At 63.0% G+C, this 17,050-nt stretch carries 13 protein-coding genes; 7 read left to right on the top strand and 6 right to left on the bottom strand.

Annotation, left to right across the window (positions count from 1 at the left end):
• The 5 genes from accC to NLY36_RS02045 all read right to left on the bottom strand — a co-directional run bounded on the left by accC (position 1) and on the right by NLY36_RS02045 (position 4,705).
• Positions 1-1,344: an acetyl-CoA carboxylase biotin carboxylase subunit gene (accC, locus tag NLY36_RS02065; RefSeq protein ID WP_023681497.1), complete on the bottom strand. Its 1,344-nt coding sequence runs from the start codon at positions 1,342-1,344 to the stop codon at positions 1-3.
• 10 nt (positions 1,345-1,354) lie between these two features.
• The gene (accB, locus tag NLY36_RS02060) at positions 1,355-1,819 is read right to left on the bottom strand and encodes an acetyl-CoA carboxylase biotin carboxyl carrier protein (protein ID WP_023681496.1); all 465 of its coding nucleotides are present in this window, start codon (positions 1,817-1,819) and stop codon (positions 1,355-1,357) included.
• 26 nt (positions 1,820-1,845) lie between these two features.
• The gene (aroQ, locus tag NLY36_RS02055) at positions 1,846-2,280 is read right to left on the bottom strand and encodes a type II 3-dehydroquinate dehydratase (RefSeq protein ID WP_023667485.1); all 435 of its coding nucleotides are present in this window, start codon (positions 2,278-2,280) and stop codon (positions 1,846-1,848) included.
• Between the two features lie 150 nt (positions 2,281-2,430).
• A complete protein-coding gene (locus NLY36_RS02050; RefSeq protein WP_023735368.1) occupies positions 2,431-3,234 on the bottom strand; it encodes a DsbA family protein in 804 nt (267 codons plus the stop codon).
• A gap of 58 nt (positions 3,235-3,292) precedes the next feature.
• A complete protein-coding gene (locus NLY36_RS02045; RefSeq protein WP_023735369.1) occupies positions 3,293-4,705 on the bottom strand; it encodes a M48 family metalloprotease in 1,413 nt (470 codons plus the stop codon).
• 152 nt (positions 4,706-4,857) lie between these two features.
• On the opposite strand from NLY36_RS02045, the gene NLY36_RS02040 reads away from it, so the two are divergent.
• Together NLY36_RS02040 and NLY36_RS02035 are read left to right on the top strand one after the other, a co-directional pair.
• On the top strand, positions 4,858-6,006 hold the full coding sequence (locus NLY36_RS02040) for a pyridoxal phosphate-dependent aminotransferase (RefSeq protein WP_023735370.1): 1,149 nt from the start codon (positions 4,858-4,860) through the stop codon (positions 6,004-6,006).
• Positions 6,007-6,017: 11 nt separating this feature from the next.
• Positions 6,018-6,947 carry a glutaminase gene (locus tag NLY36_RS02035; protein ID WP_023735371.1) on the top strand — a complete coding sequence of 310 codons (930 nt, stop codon included), beginning with the start codon at positions 6,018-6,020 and terminating at the stop codon, positions 6,945-6,947.
• A 93-nt stretch (positions 6,948-7,040) separates the two neighbouring features.
• On the opposite strand, the gene NLY36_RS02030 is transcribed toward NLY36_RS02035, so the two are convergent.
• Positions 7,041-9,959 (bottom strand): ribonuclease E/G, encoded by a 2,919-nt coding sequence (locus NLY36_RS02030; protein WP_023695366.1) that lies wholly within the window; start codon positions 9,957-9,959, stop codon positions 7,041-7,043.
• Between the two features lie 648 nt (positions 9,960-10,607).
• Between NLY36_RS02030 and NLY36_RS02025 the strand changes: the two genes are divergently transcribed.
• The 5 genes from NLY36_RS02025 (at position 10,608) to NLY36_RS02005 (ending at position 17,021) form a co-directional block, all read left to right on the top strand.
• Complete coding sequence (locus NLY36_RS02025) at positions 10,608-11,867, top strand: N-acetylmuramoyl-L-alanine amidase (protein WP_023735372.1); 1,260 nt, start codon at positions 10,608-10,610, stop codon at positions 11,865-11,867.
• A gap of 213 nt (positions 11,868-12,080) precedes the next feature.
• The gene (locus tag NLY36_RS02020; RefSeq protein ID WP_023695364.1) at positions 12,081-14,537 is read left to right on the top strand and encodes a penicillin-binding protein 1A; all 2,457 of its coding nucleotides are present in this window, start codon (positions 12,081-12,083) and stop codon (positions 14,535-14,537) included.
• Positions 14,538-14,667: 130 nt separating this feature from the next.
• A protein-coding gene (gene prfB / locus NLY36_RS02015; protein WP_155922402.1) for a peptide chain release factor 2 occupies positions 14,668-15,799 on the top strand; the annotation gives its coding sequence in 2 pieces (ribosomal slippage) (positions 14,668-14,733 and positions 14,735-15,799; 1,131 coding nt in all).
• A gap of 119 nt (positions 15,800-15,918) precedes the next feature.
• Positions 15,919-16,338 (top strand): GFA family protein, encoded by a 420-nt coding sequence (locus NLY36_RS02010; RefSeq protein ID WP_023735373.1) that lies wholly within the window; start codon positions 15,919-15,921, stop codon positions 16,336-16,338.
• 287 nt (positions 16,339-16,625) lie between these two features.
• Entirely contained in the window at positions 16,626-17,021 is a 396-nt protein-coding gene (locus NLY36_RS02005) for a hypothetical protein (RefSeq protein ID WP_023667474.1), read from the top strand.
• The last annotated feature ends 29 nt before the right edge of the window (positions 17,022-17,050 follow it).

The following is a 17,050-nucleotide window of genomic DNA, read 5'->3' as shown; positions in this document are numbered from 1 at the left end:
CTATTCCTCTTTGGCCAGATACTTTTCCAGCCAGTGGATGTCGTAGTCGCCATTGGCGATATCGGCATTGCCGACCAGGTCGCGAAACAGCGGCAGTGTCGTTTTGATGCCGTCAACGACGAATTCGTCGAGCGCCCGGCGCAGCCGCATCATGCATTCGACGCGGTTGCGGCCGTGCACGATCAGCTTGCCGATCAGGCTGTCATAATAGGGCGGGATCTTGTAGCCGGAATAGACACCGGAATCGACGCGGATGCCGAGACCGCCAGGCGTGTGGAAATGCGTGATCGTGCCGGGCGAAGGCGTGAAGGTGCGCGGGTCCTCGGCATTGATGCGGCATTCTATGGCGTGGCCGTTGAACTTGATGTCCTCCTGGCGCACCGAAAGCCCGCCGCCGGAGGCAACGCGGATCTGTTCGTGGACGAGATCGATGCCGGTGATCGCCTCCGTCACCGGATGCTCGACCTGCAGCCGCGTGTTCATCTCGATGAAGTAGAACTCGCCATTCTCGTACAGGAATTCGATGGTGCCTGCGCCGGAGTAGCCGAGGTCGGCGATGGCCTTGGCACAGATATTGCCGATGCGGGCGCGCTCCTCGGCGTTGAGGGCCGGCGAGGGCGCCTCTTCCCAGACTTTCTGGTGGCGGCGTTGCAGCGAACAGTCGCGCTCGCCGAAATGCACGCCGCGGCCGGCGCCGTCGCCGAATACCTGGACCTCGATGTGGCGCGGCTTTTCCAAGTATTTCTCGATGTAGACGGCATCGTCGCCGAAGGCCGCGCCGGCCTCCGTGCTGGCTGTCTGCAAGGCGATCTCGAGATCGGCTTCGGTAAGGGCGACCTTCATACCGCGCCCGCCACCGCCTGCCGAAGCCTTGATGATCACGGGATAGCCGATCTCGGCGGCAATGCGCCTGGCTTCCTTCTGGTCGGTGACGGCGCCGTCGGAGCCCGGCACAACCGGAATGCCGAGCCGCTTTGCGGTGCGCTTGGCCTCGATCTTGTCGCCCATGATGCGGATGTGGTCGCCCGATGGGCCGATGAAGGTGATGTTGTGGGCGGCGAGAATGTCGGCGAACTTGGCGTTTTCCGACAGGAAGCCATAGCCCGGATGCACGGCATCGGCGCCTGTAATCTCGCAGGCTGCGACGATCTGGTGGATGTTGAGGTAGCTGTCGCGCGACGGCGGCGGACCGATGCACACGCTTTCGTCGGCGAGCCTGACATGCATGGCGTCAGCGTCGGCGGTCGAATGCACGACCACGGTCTGGATGCCGAGTTCCTTGCAGGCGCGCAGCACCCGAAGCGCGATTTCGCCGCGGTTGGCGATGAGGATCTTCTGGAACATCCGGCCCGCTCTATTCGATCACGACGAGTGGCATGCCGTACTCGACCGGCTGGCCGTCCTCGAACAGGATCGCCGTCACCGTGCCGGCGCGCGGCGAAGGGATCTGGTTCATCGTCTTCATCGCTTCGATGATCAGCAGCGTCTGGCCTTCCTTGACCTTCTGGCCGACTTCGATGAAGGCCTTGGCGTCGGGCGAGGGCGCGAGATAAGCGGTGCCGACCATCGGCGAGGGGACCGCGTTCTTGGACGGGTCGGCCACTGCTGGTGCGGCAGCCGCGCCCGCCGCGGGCTGCTGCGCTGCCGGAGCATAACCGGCCTGCGGGGCGGCGATGGCGTGGACGGCCGGCGCCTGGCGCGACACGCGCACCTTCAGGTCGCCGAGCTCGACTTCGATCTCGGTGAGATTGGTGTCGTTCAGTATGCCCGCGAGATCGCGGATCAGTTGCTGGTCAACACCGGTCTTCTTTATCGACATTTTCGAGCCTTCTGTTTGTGGGCCGGTCATAGGCGTGCCGCCAGCGCCTGCAGCGCCAGCGAGTAGCCAAGCGGCCCGAACCCGCAGATCATGCCGACAGCGACCGGCGCGACCATGGAGACGTGGCGGAATGGTTCCCGCGCGTGGATGTTGGAGAGGTGAACTTCGGCGACGGGCAGCGGCGCGACAGCGCGGATGGCGTCGTGAATGGCAATCGAGGTGTGGCTGTAGGCACCCGGATTGATGACGATGCCGGCTGCCTTGTCGCCGGCTTCCTGGATCCAGTCGACGAGGTCGCCCTCATGGTTCGACTGGCGAAAATCAATCTCGAGGCCAAGCGCGGCGCCCGCCTGCTTGCAGTCGTCGGCGATCGCGGCAAGCGTCTTGCCGCCATAGATGCCCGGCTCGCGCTTGCCGAGCGCGTTCAGGTTGGGGCCGTTCAGGACGAAAATCGTTTTCAAAAATGCCGACCTTTTCCGACGCCGGCCTCAAGCCGGCGCGCAGGGCCTTCTATAATGGGCATAGCCGCCCGCGGAAAGAGCACAAGTGCGATCTTTCACTGTCCACAACAGGCGGAAATGTGCCCGTGAGAAATAGGCTCGCGTGCAAGATCAGAGCGCGGCTTTCGCCGCCTCGATCTTTTCAGCCAGCACTTCCTGGCCGAGCGCCCCGAACACCACCTCATTGCCGACCACGTAGGAAGGCGTTCCGGTGATGGCCAGCTTGTTGGCGAGGTCGAAGGTCTTGGAGAAAGCCTCGGTGATGGTCGGATCCTTCATCTTCTCGCGCAATTTCGCCTCATCGGCGCCTAGCGACAGCGCAACCTTGATGGCCGCCGCCTCGGTGGCGCGGCCCTGGCCGCCGAGCAGGGCGTTGTGGAACTCGCCGTATTTCTCCGGATGCATCAGGTGGAAAGCCATCGAGACGATGCTGGCCTTTTGCGAATCCGGCCCGAGGATCGGGAATTCCTTGAGCACGAAGCGCAGCTCCGGATCGGCCTTTGTCAGAGCCTGCATGTCGTCGATGGCGCGTTTGCAGAAGCCGCAATTGTAGTCGTAGAATTCGACGATGGTGACCTTGCCCTCCGGATTGCCGACGACGCCGTCGAAGGTCGAGTTGAAAATCTCGGACTTGGCCTTCTCGATGACGCCGAGGCTGGCGATGCGCTGCTCTTCCTTCTGCTTGGCCTCGAGCGCCTCCTGCACTTCGAGCAGCACTTCGGGGTTCTTCAGGAGATAGTCGCGGATAATGCCCTCGACCTCGGTGCGATCGATCTTGGTGTCGGCCGAGGCGGTCTGCACGGCCTGGGCCGTGCCGGCCTTGGCCACCTGCGGACTGCCGGCGACGAACCCGAAAGCCAGCATGGCAAGAGCAGCCGCCACTCCCGTCGTGCCGAGCAATATTGCCTTGTTCATCGTCTGATCCTCTTTACCGGTTCCGGTCTATCCTAGTCGCCGCGGGCGACCGGAAGGTTCATTTCTTGAGTTTGCCTGAAGGGTTGTAGTTTATGATGTCCTGCGCCCGAATCCAGCCGGGTTCGCCACGCTTCAAGTCCTTTTGCGCGCGCATGGCGAAAATTTTCGCATTCGTGTAATCGCCGGAATAAAAGTGGCCCTCGGCGGTGGCGAGTTCCGCCGCCGGAATGTTGCCAAGCTCGCCATAGGCCTGGGCGAGATAGCGGTATCCGACCGTGTTTTCCTTGTCACGCCCGAGGCCGTTGTTGATCTGCACCACCGCCTTCTTCAGCGAATCGGGCGTGCCGATGGCCATCAGCGCCTGGCCGAGAGAAACGGGCAACAGGCCCGACCTCACCGGATCGAGGCTGACCGCCTTGGCATAGGCGTCCGCGGCGTCCTTGGGCTTGTTGGCCTTCATCAGTATGTCGCCGCGCATTTCCTGGAAGTAGGGGTTCTTCGGCTGTTCCTTGATCAGTGCATTGGCCTTGGTCAGCGCCGCACCCAGATTGCCGTAGAGATAGGCCATCTGCGCTTCGCCATAGCGCGAGGCGAGGCTGCCCGGGGCCTTGCGGATCAGCCGCGTGGCCGCGGCCTGGCCGCCCATATAGGCGGCGATCTTGATGCGCATCATGTCGTGCCGCTGCTGCAGTGCCGGCGGATCGACCTTGTCGACATTGGGGCTCTGCTTGACCAGCACTTCGAGATTGGCGATGCGCTCCTGCGGCATCGGGTGGCTGATGCGGTAGGGATCGACCTGCGTGCCGGACAGCGACAGCGCGGTCTGGAAGCGGGCGAAGGTCTTCAGCATGCCCATGCCGGACTGGCCGGTGGCATTGAGATAGGTGATGGCAGAGCGGTCGGCGGTCGACTCTTCGGTGCGCTGGTAGGCAAGAATGCTGCGCTGCGCCATCTCGCCGCCGCCCGCGGCCACGCCCATGCCGGCGCCGGCAAGGCCGCGGCTGTTGGTGGTGGCGCCGGCAACGATGGCGCCGGCGCCAAGCAGCGTGGCGATGATGGCCATGGTCTTGGCGCGCTCGAGCTGGTCGCGTAATTTCTGCTGATGGCCGCCTGCGATGTGGCCGGCCTCATGGGCGATGACGCCGATGATCTCGTTGGGCGTTTCTGCCTGCATCAGCGCGCCGGTGTTGATGAACAGCCGGCGCCCGGTGACGAAGGCGTTGAAGCTCTGATCGTTGACCAGAACGATATCGACACCGTCATTGGCAAGACCGGCCGCCTTGAAGATCGGCCGCGCATAGTCGCGCACCAGCGCCTCGATCTCGGCATCGCGCACGACCGGCACCGCCTGCGCGAAGGCCGTCACGGAGCCGGTTACAGCGACGGCGGCGGCAAGCAAAAGCGTCGCAAAGCCGCGCGCTGTCTTCCTGATGGAAGATTTGGACATCGTTGATTTGGGTCGGCTCTGCATGAGGTCCACTGGTAAACGAGCGCGCGAACGATGAAAAGTCACGGCACCGAAACTAGGCGAACTTGTGATCCTCACATCAATCGGGCATTTGTGCGGCGCTGCCGCCGGTTGATGGCTTCGAGCGGCGGGCCGGACGGAAAGATTGAGGTCAAATGGTAGTTTCGCTGTCGCGCCGCGGTGAAGTCGAGCCGTTTCACGCCATGGACATTCTGGCCGAAGCCAACCGGCTGAAGGCGACGGGCGTGCCTGTCATGTCCATGGCCGTCGGCCAGCCATCCGATCCGGCGCCCGTGGGCGTGAGGGAAGCAGCCGCAAATGCGCTGAAGATCGGACGCATCGGCTATACCGACACGCTCGGTCTGGCGGATCTGCGTAAGGCGATCGCGACGCATTGTGGCGACCATTACGGGATCGATGTCGCGCCGAACCGGATCGCCGTGACCACGGGATCGTCGGCCGCCTTCAATCTGGCATTCCTGGCGATGTTCGATCCCGGCGACCGCGTCGCCATCGCAGCACCCGGCTATCCGGCCTACCGCAACATCATGGCCGCGCTCGGTATCCAGATCGTCGAGATCGAGCTCGGCAGCGACGCCTATCTTCATGCCGAACATTTGAAATCGGCGCACCGGGAAAAACCGCTGAAGGGTGTGTTGTTCGCCAGCCCGGCCAATCCGACAGGTGCGGTCATTCCCGTCGACGAGTTGTCGGCACTGGTGAGGACAGCCGAAGAACTCGGCATCGCGGTGATATCGGACGAAATTTATCACCGGCTGGCCTATGCCGCGCCCGACACCACGGCGCTGGCCCATGGCTCAGGCGTGACGGTGATCAATTCCTTCTCGAAATATTATTGCATGACCGGATGGCGCATCGGCTGGATGGTGCTGCCGGAAGCTCTGGTGAGGCCGATCGAGCGCATCGCCCAGAGCCTCTACATCTCGCCGCCGGAACTGTCGCAGATCGCCGCGATCGAGGCCTTCAAGGCGACCCAAGAGCTGGAAGCGGTGAAGGCGCGCTATGCCTGGAACCGCGAGCTGTTGATGCGGCGCCTGCCGGAACTCGGATTTCCCTTGGCGGCGCCGATGGACGGCGCCTTTTACGCTTTCTGCGATGTCACCCGGCATACCAATGACAGCATGGCCTTTGCGCGCAAAATGCTGGCCGAAGCGCATGTGGCGGCGACGCCCGGTCGCGATTTCGATCCGCTGGCAGGACACCGCACGATGCGCTTTTCCTATGCCGGCAGCCATGACGACATGGTCGAGGCGATGGCGCGCATCGAGCGCTGGCTGAAATAGCGGGGACGAGCATGCCGGATCTTAAACAAGCGCTGGCCGACGTCGCCGCCGAGATGGCCGAGCGCTCCGATCGCGGCGAGGTCGCCACCTACATTCCGCAGCTCGGCAAGGTCGATCCGAACAAATTCGGCATTGCCGCCGTGACCAATGACGGCCGCGTGCTGGTCGCCGGCGACGCCGACCAGGCGTTTTCGATCCAGTCCATCTCCAAGGTGTTTACGCTTACGTTGGCGCTCGGCAATGTCGGCGACGCGCTGTGGCAGCGTGTCGGACGCGAGCCGTCGGGCAATCCGTTCAACTCGATCGTGCAGCTCGAGCATGAGAACGGCATTCCGCGCAATCCGTTCATCAATGCCGGCGCCATCGTCGTCTCCGACATACTGCTTGCCGGCCACCAGCCGCGCGAGGCGATCGGCGAAATCCTGCGCTTCATCCAGTTCCTTGCCGATGACGAAGCGATCATCATCGACCGCGAGGTCGCGGCTTCCGAACGCGCCACCGGCTATCGCAACTTCGCGCTTGCCAACTACATGAAATCCTTCGGCAATCTCAACCATGCACCGGAGCTGGCGCTGGGCGTGTACTTCCACCATTGCGCCATCGCCATGAGCTGCCGGCAATTGGCGCTGGCCGGCCGCTTCCTCGCCAATGGCGGCAGAAACCCGGCAACCGGGCACTCCGTGGTGTCTGCCGAGCGGGCGCGGCGCATCGGCGCCATGATGCTGACCTGTGGCCACTATGACGGTTCCGGCGATTTCGCCTTCCGTGTCGGCATTCCCGGCAAAAGCGGCGTCGGCGGCGGCATATTGGGGATCGTGCCGGGTGTTGCTTCGCTCGCCGTATGGTCGCCGGGCTTGAACGCCAACGGCAATTCCAAGCTGGGGTCGATCGCCTTGGAAAAACTGGCCAGGATGATGAACTGGTCGATTTTCGCCCCCTGACGCCTTCCGTCATTCGCGCATGCAAAAATCCCGCGCCGTGGTTTGAACGGCGCGGGATTTTTGTCAGGAACCTATCTTAATCGGCTGAATAGCTTAGAAAAAGCCCTTCCGCTGCCACCAGCCGGCGCGCTTCGGCTTTTCCTCGGCCTTTGCCTCGTCGGCAACGCTGGAGGAAACCACCGGCACCGCGGAGGTATCCGCGGCCACGGCTTTGCGCCGTGACGGGCGAGCCTTGGCGGGCTCGTCGTCGACGGTCGTTTCCGTGGCGGCATCGGCCGCAGCGGGGGCGGCTGCTTCGACGGCAGCCTCCGGTGCAGCCTCGGCCGCCGTCTCATCGGCGACTTCCACCACAGCCTTCTTTGCCCTTGAAGCGCGCTTCTTCTTCGGCTTTTCGGCTGGAGCGTCGTCGTTCGCCGCGGCGGGAGCCGCTGCTTCTTCAACCGCTACGGCTGCTACAGGCTCGCTTGCGGCCGTTCCGACTTCAGCGGCCTCGGCCACCGAGGCGGTTTCGCCGGCTTCGGTCTCCGTGCCGTCTTCGCGACGATTGCGCTTGCCGCCGCGCTTGCCGCGACGGCGCTTCTTGCCCTGGGCGTCATCTGATGCTTCCATCGTTTCGACGGCGCCAACCTGGGCTTCGTCTTGCTGTGTTGCATCGTCATCGCCTGGTTCAGCGGCAAAGTCGTCGCTTGCCGCAGATACCGAAGCACCTTCGGCGCCATGCTCGCGATCGCCATGTTCGCGTTCGCGATCCTTGCCGCCGCGCCGCCTGCGGCGCTTGCGACGCTTGCGGTCGCGGCCTTCGCCGTCCTCAGCCGATCTCGGCTGCTGCTGCTGCGACTGCGGCTGCGCCTGGCGCGGCTGCTCGGCCTGTACCACAACCTCGTCGTCTTCCTCCTCGATGACGATCTCGTCCTCGGGCTCTTCCGGCTCGACATAGGCCGGGAAGGTTCGCGCTTCGACAAAGCCTTCCGGCTTTTCGGCAATGGCGCCGCGGAAGATCGCGTAATGCTGCACACCGACCGTATCATCGGCCTCGACGGTGATGGTCAAGCCAAAGCGGCTTTCGAGTTCCACCAGCGTGCCGCGCTTGTGGTTGAGCACATAGAGAGCGGTCGCCGCCGGGGTCCGCACCGTGATGTGGCTGCGCGAATCCTTGAGCAGGAATTCCTCGATCGCCCTCACCACCATCAGCGCCACCGACGAATCGGAGCGCACATGGCCGGTGCCGCCGCAATGCGGGCAGGGCTTCATGGTCGATTCCAGCACGCTGGCGCGGATGCGCTGGCGAGACATCTCCATCAGGCCGAAATGCGAGATGCGGCCGACCTGGATGCGGGCTCGGTCGTTCTTGAGGTGATCCTTCAGCCGCTTCTCGACGGAGCGGTTGTTGCGGTTCTCCTCCATGTCGATGAAGTCGATGACGATCAGGCCGGCGAGATCGCGCAGCCTCAATTGTCTGGCGACTTCTTCCGCCGCTTCAAGGTTGGTGTGGAGAGCGGTGTCCTCGATCGAGTGCTCCTTGGTGGAGCGGCCCGAATTGACGTCGATGGCGACCAGCGCCTCGGTCTGGTTGATGATGATGTAGCCGCCGCTCTTCAGCGTCACCTGCGGCTGCAGCATGCGGTCGAGCTGCGCCTCGATGCCGTTGCGCACGAAGATCGGCGTCGTGTCGCGGAACGGCTGAACCACCTTGGCGTGGCTCGGCATCAGCATGCGCATGAAATCCTTGGCCTCGCGGTAGCCTTCCTCGCCGGAGACAAGAATCTCGTCAATATCCTTGTTGTAGAGGTCGCGCACCGAGCGCTTGATCAGGCTGCCTTCCTCATAGACGAGGGCAGGGGCGGTGGATTGCAGCGTCAGATTGCGGACGTTTTCCCAAAGCCGCATCAGGTATTCGTAGTCGCGCTTGATTTCCGCCTTGGTGCGGCTTTCGCCGGCGGTGCGCAGGATGACGCCCATGCCCTGCGGCACTTCGAGATCGGCAACGACCTCCTTGAGGCGCTTGCGGTCGACCGCACTGGTGATCTTGCGCGAAATGCCGCCGCCGCGTGCGGTGTTGGGCATCAGCACGGAATAGCGGCCGGCAAGCGACAGATAGGTGGTGAGTGCAGCGCCCTTGTTGCCGCGCTCTTCCTTGACCACCTGCACCAGCAGAATCTGCCGGCGCTTGATGACTTCCTGAATCTTGTACTGGCGGCGCACCGGCTTGCGGCGGCTGCGCACCTCTTCCAGCGCATCCTCGGCGCCTACGGATTCGATCTCGTGGTCGTCCGGATGCGAGGACTGCACCTCTTCCAGCATGCCGCGGTCATTGTCCCCGGAGGTGGCTTCGCCACTTGCCTCGCTGGACGACCTTTCGTCACCCGGCTCCGCCGCAGGGACAGCTTCGGAGATCACATCCGCTTCGACGCTTGCCGCGATCGATGTCGGGCCGCCTTCCGACGGTTCGCTCCTGGATGTCTCGGCGTCGGAGGCTTCGCTGTCGCCATGCCCGGCATGATCGTCATGCCCGGCGGTATCGGCCGCGGCATGCTCGGAAGCAGGCGCTTCGGAGACGGCATCGCTGCCGGCATCGCCATGTTCGCCGTTCTCATCATCGGCGCCGGCGTCGCGCTTGTGTTCGCCTCGCTCACGACCCTTGCCGCCGCGCCGGCGGCCGCGCCGGCCGCGATCGCGGCTCTGGCGGTCGTCGCCGTCATTGTCCTCGTTCTCCTCGTCCTCGGCTTCCTGCGCTTCAGCGCGCAGCAAAGCCTGACGATCGGCGACCGGGATCTGGTAATAGTCGGGGTGAATTTCACTGAAGGCGAGGAAACCGTGACGGTTGCCGCCATATTCGACAAAGGCTGCCTGAAGGGAAGGTTCGACGCGCGTTACGCGGGCGAGATAGATGTTTCCTTTGAGCTGCTTCTTGTCCTGAGATTCAAAGTCGAATTCTTCAATACGGTTACCGCGGATAACGACAACGCGTGTTTCCTCCGGGTGGGAGGCGTCTATCAGCATTTTGTTGGGCATTATTTCGTTTCCTCCCGGCAGCCGTCAGCCGCAGCTTGCGAGGCAAAGCCCGCTGCTGCGTGTCTGGGATGTGGGTGCCGGATGTCTGAATGTCCGCCGGACGCCGCTTGAGCGCCATGGCGGTGCCGCCCGCAGCCACAATGGCGCGGTTTGATGCGGACCTTTCCATGATTGCGCTTGAAGCCATCGTCACCAGCAGAACCTTTTGAACCAAAGCCCGGACGAACCGGACCAGCTTGTTTGCTCATACAGAGCCGGCACGGGAACAAACCCGGCCGTTTTCCTCACGCAGGCGATTCCCCCGCCACGGGCGCACACCTGCGAAATTCGTCGCGATCACCTGAAGCCTTTTCGCGGGAAGCGAAAGGAGCCGCCTTTCATCTGACCTGTAGCAGGAAGCTGCGGGAGAAGCGGTTCCAGGATTGCAGTGATCCACCATCGCTTTTATGATTTGACGGGGTGGAAGGCAACCCCGATTTCGGATGCCGGCAAAAAGCAGTGCCGTAACGGAAGCACAGGCCTTAATCCTCAATGAAAAGGCTTGGTTAACCTTCTCTGGATACCAATCGTTAATCGAGTCTGCGGCCTGACCGGCATTTCGACCAACCACGCGGGCGCAAGGCGCCAAACCAGGAGCGACTGCAAGAAATGGGACTGGCGGGCACCACAGACAAGGGCCATGGCCGTGCAGGCCGTTTCCTGCGCGCTGCCGGTGTGCTGTTGCTGCTGGCGCTTTGCCTTGCTTTTGCGCCGGTTTCACGCGCCGCCGATGCGCCACTCGGCGCCACCGCCTACAAGATGGCCGGCGACGCAACCAAGATGCGCATCGTCATCGATTTCGACCGCGAGCCCGACATCAAATGGTTCCTGCTGCGCGGCCCCAACCGGCTGGTCGTGGACCTGCCGCGCACCCGATTCGCCATTGGCGCGAAGGACGCCAAGGCCCGCGGCCTGGTCAAGGCGGTGCGTTATGGCGATCAGGGCGAGGGATCGCGGCTGATCCTGACCGGCAAGGGGCCGTTCTCGGTCGACAAGCTCGACGTGCTCAAGAACGAGGACGGCGCAGGCTATCGCATCGCCATCGACATGTCGGCAGCCTCCGACCGCGAGTTCGACGAAGCCCTTGCCAACCAGGCGCTGACCACCGGCTCGACCGTCTCCACCGACAAGGGCTCCAGGGTCGGCACAGGGCCGATCTCCAATCCCGGGCATCGCTTCACCATCGTCATCGATCCCGGCCATGGCGGCATCGACGGTGGCGCCGAAGGCCTCAACGGCACCATCGAGAAGAACGTGACGCTGGCCTTCGCCACCGAATTGCGCGACAAGCTCGCCGCCGTCGCCAACTACGACGTGTTCATGACGCGCGATACCGACGAGTTCCTGCGGCTCGACGACCGCGTGCGCATCGCCCGTCAGCACGAGGCCGACCTTTTGATCTCGATCCATGCCGACACGATCAGCGTCAAGGGTATCAGAGGCGCCACCGTCTATACCGTCTCCGACAAGGCATCCGACCCGGAAGCGCAGGCGCTTGCCGACCGCGAAAACCTCTCCGACCAGTTCGCCGGCATGGTGATCAAGGACGACAACAAGGAAGTCACCGACATACTGATCGACCTGATCCGCCGCGAGACGCATAATTTCTCGATGAGCTTTGCCCACACTCTGGTCGGCCAGTTGTCCACCAGCGTCGGCCTGATCAACAATCCGCAGCGTTCGGCCGGCTTCAAAGTGCTGAAAGCGCCCGATGTGCCGTCGGTGCTGGTGGAACTCGGCTATCTCTCGAACGCCAAGGATGAGGCGCAACTGCTCGACGCCGACTGGCGCGGCAAGGCGGCGCAGAGCATCACCAACGCCGTCGCCCTGTTTGCCTCCGCCAAGATGGGAACGGGAACCGGAGGCTGAGATGGTCGCCGCCGCCCACGACCGGAGGCAGCGTTGCACGGGGACAACACCAGGCGCTTTTATTTCCGGTGGGGGATGCCGAAACCGGGCACTGCCGTATTTTGCCCACATGGTGGCGACATGGGTTTTCCATCACGGATCGGGACAGTTGCGAAGGCTTGCGCGAAAGGCGGCTTCGTCTAGGAAATTCCCGGACCTCGGACTGGAGCGGGCATGATTCGTCTTATCGGCTATTTCTTTGGTATCGGCACGACGCTGGCGCTTATCGTCGCCGCGGGCGTGGCGATATACATCAGCCATCTGTCGAAAGACCTACCCGACTACGAGGTTCTGGCCAAGTACGAGCCGCCGGTGACGACCCGCATCCATGCTTCCGACGGCTCGCTGATGGCCGAATATGCGCGCGAACGGCGGCTCTATCTGCCGATCCAGGCGGTTCCGGACCGGGTCAAGGCGGCGTTCCTGTCGGCCGAGGACAAGAATTTCTACAACCATCCCGGCATCGACATCACCGGGCTTGGCCGCGCCATCTACGTCAACCTGCAGAATCTGGGGTCGGGCAGGCGCCAGGTCGGCGCCTCGACCATCACCCAGCAGGTGGCGAAGAACTTCCTCTTGTCCTCGGACCAGACCTACGAGCGCAAGATCAAGGAGATGATCCTGGCCTTCCGCATCGAGCAGGCTTATTCGAAGGACCGCATCCTTGAGCTCTATCTCAACGAAATCTTCTTCGGTTTCGGCGCCTATGGCGTTGCGGGCGCGGCACTGACCTATTTCGACAAGTCGGTCAACGAACTCACCGTCGCGGAAGCCGCTTATCTGGCGTCGCTGCCGAAGGGGCCCAACAACTACCATCCCTTCAAGCATGCCGACCGCGCCATCGAGCGCCGCAACTGGGTCATCGACCAGATGGTCGAGAACGGGTACGTGACGCGCGAGGAAGGCGACAAGGCCAAGGCCGAGCCGCTCGGCGTGACGCCGCGTCGCAATGGCTCCTATCTGTTTGCGGGTGAATATTTCACCGAGGAAGTGCGCCGCCAGATCATCTCGCGCTATGGCGAGAACGCGCTCTATGAGGGCGGCCTTTCGGTGCGCACGACGCTCGATCCGAAGATCCAGCTCATCGCCCGCAAGTCGATGCAGAACGGCTTGCTCAAATACGACACGCTGCGCGGCTATCGCGGACCGGTGACGCATATCGATGCTTCCGGCGACTGGGGCGTGGCGCTGGGCAACGTCAAGGGGCTGGAAGACGTGCCGGAATGGTCGCTTGCCGTCGTGCTCGACAGCTCGGCGACCGGCCTTTCCATCGGCCTGCAGCCGACGCGGCAGATTTCGGGCGATATCGTCAAGGAACGCGTCGAAGGCGCCGTCAGCAAGGAAGACATGAGCTTTGCCATGCGCCATGTGGTCGATGGCAAGACGGTCAAGGCCAAGTCTCCGGCCGATGTACTGCAGCCCGGCGACGTCATCTTCGTGCAGAAGAACGAAGGGTCGGAAGGCGCCTACACGTTGCGCCAGGTGCCGGAAGTGGAGGGCGGCCTGATCGCCATGGATCCACATACCGGCCGCGTGCTGGCCATGGTCGGCGGCTTCTCCTATGCGCAGTCGGAGTTCAACCGCGCCACGCAGGCGATGCGCCAGCCGGGATCGTCCTTCAAGCCGATCGTCTATTCGGCCGCGCTCGACAATGGCTATACGCCGGCCTCGGTTATCATGGACGGACCGATCACCATCCAGAGCGGCAACACGACCTGGACGCCGAAGAACTATGACGGCACGGTGGCCGGCCCCGCGACCTTGCGCTCCGGTATCGAAAAGTCGCGCAATTTGATGACGGTGCGGCTCGCCAACGACATGGGAATGAAGCTGGTGGTGGAATATGCCGAGCGTTTCGGCGTCTACGACCATCTGGCGCCGTATCTGCCGATGGCGCTGGGTTCCGGCGAGACGACGGTGATGCGCATGGTGTCGGCCTATTCGATCATGGCCAATGGCGGCAAGTCGATCAAACCCTCGCTCATCGACCGCATCCAGGACCGCTACGGCAAGACCGTGTTCAAGCAGGACGAGCGCGGCTGCGAAGGTTGCAATGCGCCCGAATGGAACAACCAGCCCGAACCGGAACTGGTCGACAATTCCGAGCAGGTGCTCGATCCGATGACCGCCTACCAGATCACCTCGATGATGGAAGGCGTCGTCCAGCGCGGTACCGGCGCCACCATCGCCGAGCTTGGCCGCCACATCGCCGGCAAGACCGGAACGACCAATGACGAGAAGGACGCCTGGTTCATCGGCTATACGCCGAACCTCGTCGTCGGCCTCTACATGGGTTACGACACGCCGCGCGGTCTCGGCCATGGCGCCACTGGCGGCGGTCTGGCGGCACCTATCTTCAAGGACTTCATGCGCGTTGCGCTGGACGGCACGCCGAATGTCGACTTCAAGGTGCCGGAAGGCATGAACCTGGTCGCGATCAACCGCAAGACCGGCATGCGTGCCGCGTCGGGCGATCCCGGCACCATCATCGAAGCCTTCAAGCCCGGCACCGGCCCAGCCGACAGCTATTGGGTGATCGGCATGGGCGCCGACGGGTCCAACGGCGCCGGCGGACCGCTATCGCCGCAGGCAACGGAAGCCATCCAGGCACCCGGCGGCGGACTCTACTGACGACCTGATTTTTTACGTCGAATGGGCTGGCTTGTTGAGCCGGCCCATTTCGCTTTACAGGCAGCAATGCCGTGCCTATGTATCGCGCCGACCCAAGCGCCACTTCGAAAACAGGACAGAACAACCAGCCATGCGCGCGGAAACGCAGAATATTGTCGACGAGATCAGGCAGGCGATCACCCTGCTGAGGAGGCATCTTTGACTGGGATCAGGCTATAAAGCGGCTTGAATACCTGAACGTGCGCGCCGAGGATTCCAGCCTCTGGAATGATCCGCTGGAAGCGCAAAAGCTGATGCGCGAGCGCCAAGGCCTCGAAGACGGGATCGCCGGCGTCAAAAGCCTGACTCAGGCGCTGGAAGACAATATCGGCCTGATCGAACTGGGTGAGGAAGAGGGCGACCAGAGCGTGATCGCCGAGGCGGAAGCAGCCCTCCGCTCGATGCAGGGCGAGGCCAAGGCCCGCCAGGTCGAGACGCTGCTGTCGGGCGAGGCCGACGCCAACGACACCTATCTCGAAGTCCATGCCGGCGCCGGCGGCACCGAGAGCCAGGACTGGGCCTCGATGCTTCTGCGCATGTACACGCGCTGGGCCGAGCGTCGCCGTTTCAAGGTCGAAGTGCTGGAAGTCCATGACGGCGAAGAGGCCGGCATCAAGTCCGCCACGCTCCTGATCAAGGGCCACAATGCCTATGGCTGGCTGAAGACCGAGTCGGGCGTTCATCGCCTGGTCCGCATTTCACCCTATGACAGCAATGCGCGCCGCCACACGTCCTTCTCCAGCGTCTGGGTCTACCCGGTCGTCGATGACAGGATCGAGATCGACGTCTCGGAATCCGATGTACGCATCGACACCTACCGCTCATCCGGTTCGGGCGGCCAGCACGTCAACACCACGGACTCGGCGGTTCGCATCACCCATATCGCCACCGGCATCGCGGTTGCCTGCCAGGCCGAACGCTCGCAGCACAAGAACAAGGCGAAGGCCTGGGAAATGCTGCGCTCGCGCCTTTACGAGGAAGAGCTGAAGAAGCGCGAAGCGGTGGCCAATGCCACAGAAGCGTCGAAGAGCGACATCGGCTGGGGTCACCAGATTCGTTCCTATGTGCTGCAGCCCTACCAGTTGGTGAAGGACCTGCGCACCGGCGTCGAGAGCACCAGCCCGTCGAGCGTGCTCGATGGCGACCTCGACGACTTCATGGAAGCCTCGTTGTCGCAGCGCATCGAGGGCGGTGCCGGTGAAGCCGTGGCCGACCTCGACTAGGCTATGTCCTTATTCAGGTGAGGCCGGCCTCCGAATGGCTGATTCCTGCGCTTCCGCCACTTTCGACTCGGCCTGACTTTGTTCTGACATATCCCTGGGCGGGGAGCGAAGGAGGAACCATGACTCGCAGGCTCACCGGCAAATGCTTTTGCGGCGCGGTTCATTATGAGGTGAGGGACGAGTTCGTCTATGCCGCCAACTGCCATTGTTCGAACTGTCGGCGCACCACAGGTTCCGCTTTCAAGCCTTTCGCCGGCATCGAGCGCGAGAAATTCGCCCTTGCCGAAGGGCATCACGGGCTCATCCATTTCGGCGATGACAGCGGCCACGATGCGCATTGCAGCCGGTGCGGCTCGTTGCTGTATTCGCTGGTCCGCGAAGGCGCCTATGTCCACGTCGCCATGGGCACGCTGGTCGACGATCCAACGATCCGGCCGACCGCGCACATCTTCGTCGGCTCCAAGGCGCCATGGTTCACCATCGCCGACGACTTGCCGCAATATGAAGGGCATGTGATCGCCGGTCCAGGCGACGTATAGGCTGGAACCACATACGGCCAATCCCGTTGTTTCGTTGCCCGTCTGCCGGGAGTTGAGCCTGGCCTTGGATCTCGTCAGCGGTTGCAGATAGCGGCGTAGATGTGCGGCCTCGCGCAGCAACTTCTTGCGCCGGCCAAGGAATCAGCCCAGCATCCGAGGGCTGGAAGAGAAAAAGCATTTATGGCCGGACGCGGCATATCTGCGACCTGACGATCCGGCCACTGGGAAGACACGTTCCGGGAACGGGCAAGCGAAACGCTTGATGCTCGTTTGAAAGGAACGCTTCCATGTCTGCTGCCACTCTCCGATCGGCCAGAGCCGTTCAACCGGCTGGCCGACTCCTGTTTTCCTTGTTCGTGACCCCGATCTTTGCAATCGCGATGCTTGCGGCGGTGCTGACCGCACCCGCCTTCGCCCATGACGCCAAGCCCACGGCGGCGAAGCCGCAAGGCTGGAGTTATCCCTTCGCCTGTTGCGCAAACTACGACTGCCGCACCACCCATACCGGCGAGGTGCTGGAAAAGCCGGAGGGCTATGTCATCGCCGGAACGGGGGAGGTCGTTCCGATGAGCGACAAGCGGGTCAAGGACTCACCCGACGGCGATTTCCACTGGTGCGCGCATCAGGCCGGCCTCGACGCAGGCAAGACGATCTGCCTGTTCGTGCCACCGCGTTCCTACTGAGTTCTGTTGGCAGTTCTCATCGGAAGGCC

The sequence above is a fragment of the Mesorhizobium sp. C399B genome (assembly GCF_030323185.1).
Classification (GTDB): Bacteria; Pseudomonadota; Alphaproteobacteria; order Rhizobiales; family Rhizobiaceae; genus Mesorhizobium.
This window is presented reverse-complemented; position numbering and strand designations above follow the sequence as displayed.

Excerpts from the sequence above, each read along its gene's own strand:
- NLY36_RS02030 (WP_023695366.1), bottom strand. The coding sequence starts at position 9,959 with ATGCCCAACAAAATGCTGATAGACGCCTCCCACCCGGAGGAAACACGC.
- NLY36_RS02035 (WP_023735371.1), top strand. The coding sequence starts at position 6,018 with ATGCCGGATCTTAAACAAGCGCTGGCCGACGTCGCCGCCGAGATGGCC.
- accB (WP_023681496.1), bottom strand. The coding sequence starts at position 1,819 with ATGTCGATAAAGAAGACCGGTGTTGACCAGCAACTGATCCGCGATCTC.
- NLY36_RS02050 (WP_023735368.1), bottom strand. The coding sequence starts at position 3,234 with ATGAACAAGGCAATATTGCTCGGCACGACGGGAGTGGCGGCTGCTCTT.
- NLY36_RS02025 (WP_023735372.1), top strand. The coding sequence starts at position 10,608 with ATGGGACTGGCGGGCACCACAGACAAGGGCCATGGCCGTGCAGGCCGT.
- NLY36_RS02010 (WP_023735373.1), top strand. The coding sequence starts at position 15,919 with ATGACTCGCAGGCTCACCGGCAAATGCTTTTGCGGCGCGGTTCATTAT.
- NLY36_RS02045 (WP_023735369.1), bottom strand. The coding sequence starts at position 4,705 with ATGCAGAGCCGACCCAAATCAACGATGTCCAAATCTTCCATCAGGAAG.
- NLY36_RS02020 (WP_023695364.1), top strand. The coding sequence starts at position 12,081 with ATGATTCGTCTTATCGGCTATTTCTTTGGTATCGGCACGACGCTGGCG.
- NLY36_RS02040 (WP_023735370.1), top strand. The coding sequence starts at position 4,858 with ATGGTAGTTTCGCTGTCGCGCCGCGGTGAAGTCGAGCCGTTTCACGCC.
- accC (WP_023681497.1), bottom strand. The coding sequence starts at position 1,344 with ATGTTCCAGAAGATCCTCATCGCCAACCGCGGCGAAATCGCGCTTCGG.
- NLY36_RS02005 (WP_023667474.1), top strand. The coding sequence starts at position 16,626 with ATGTCTGCTGCCACTCTCCGATCGGCCAGAGCCGTTCAACCGGCTGGC.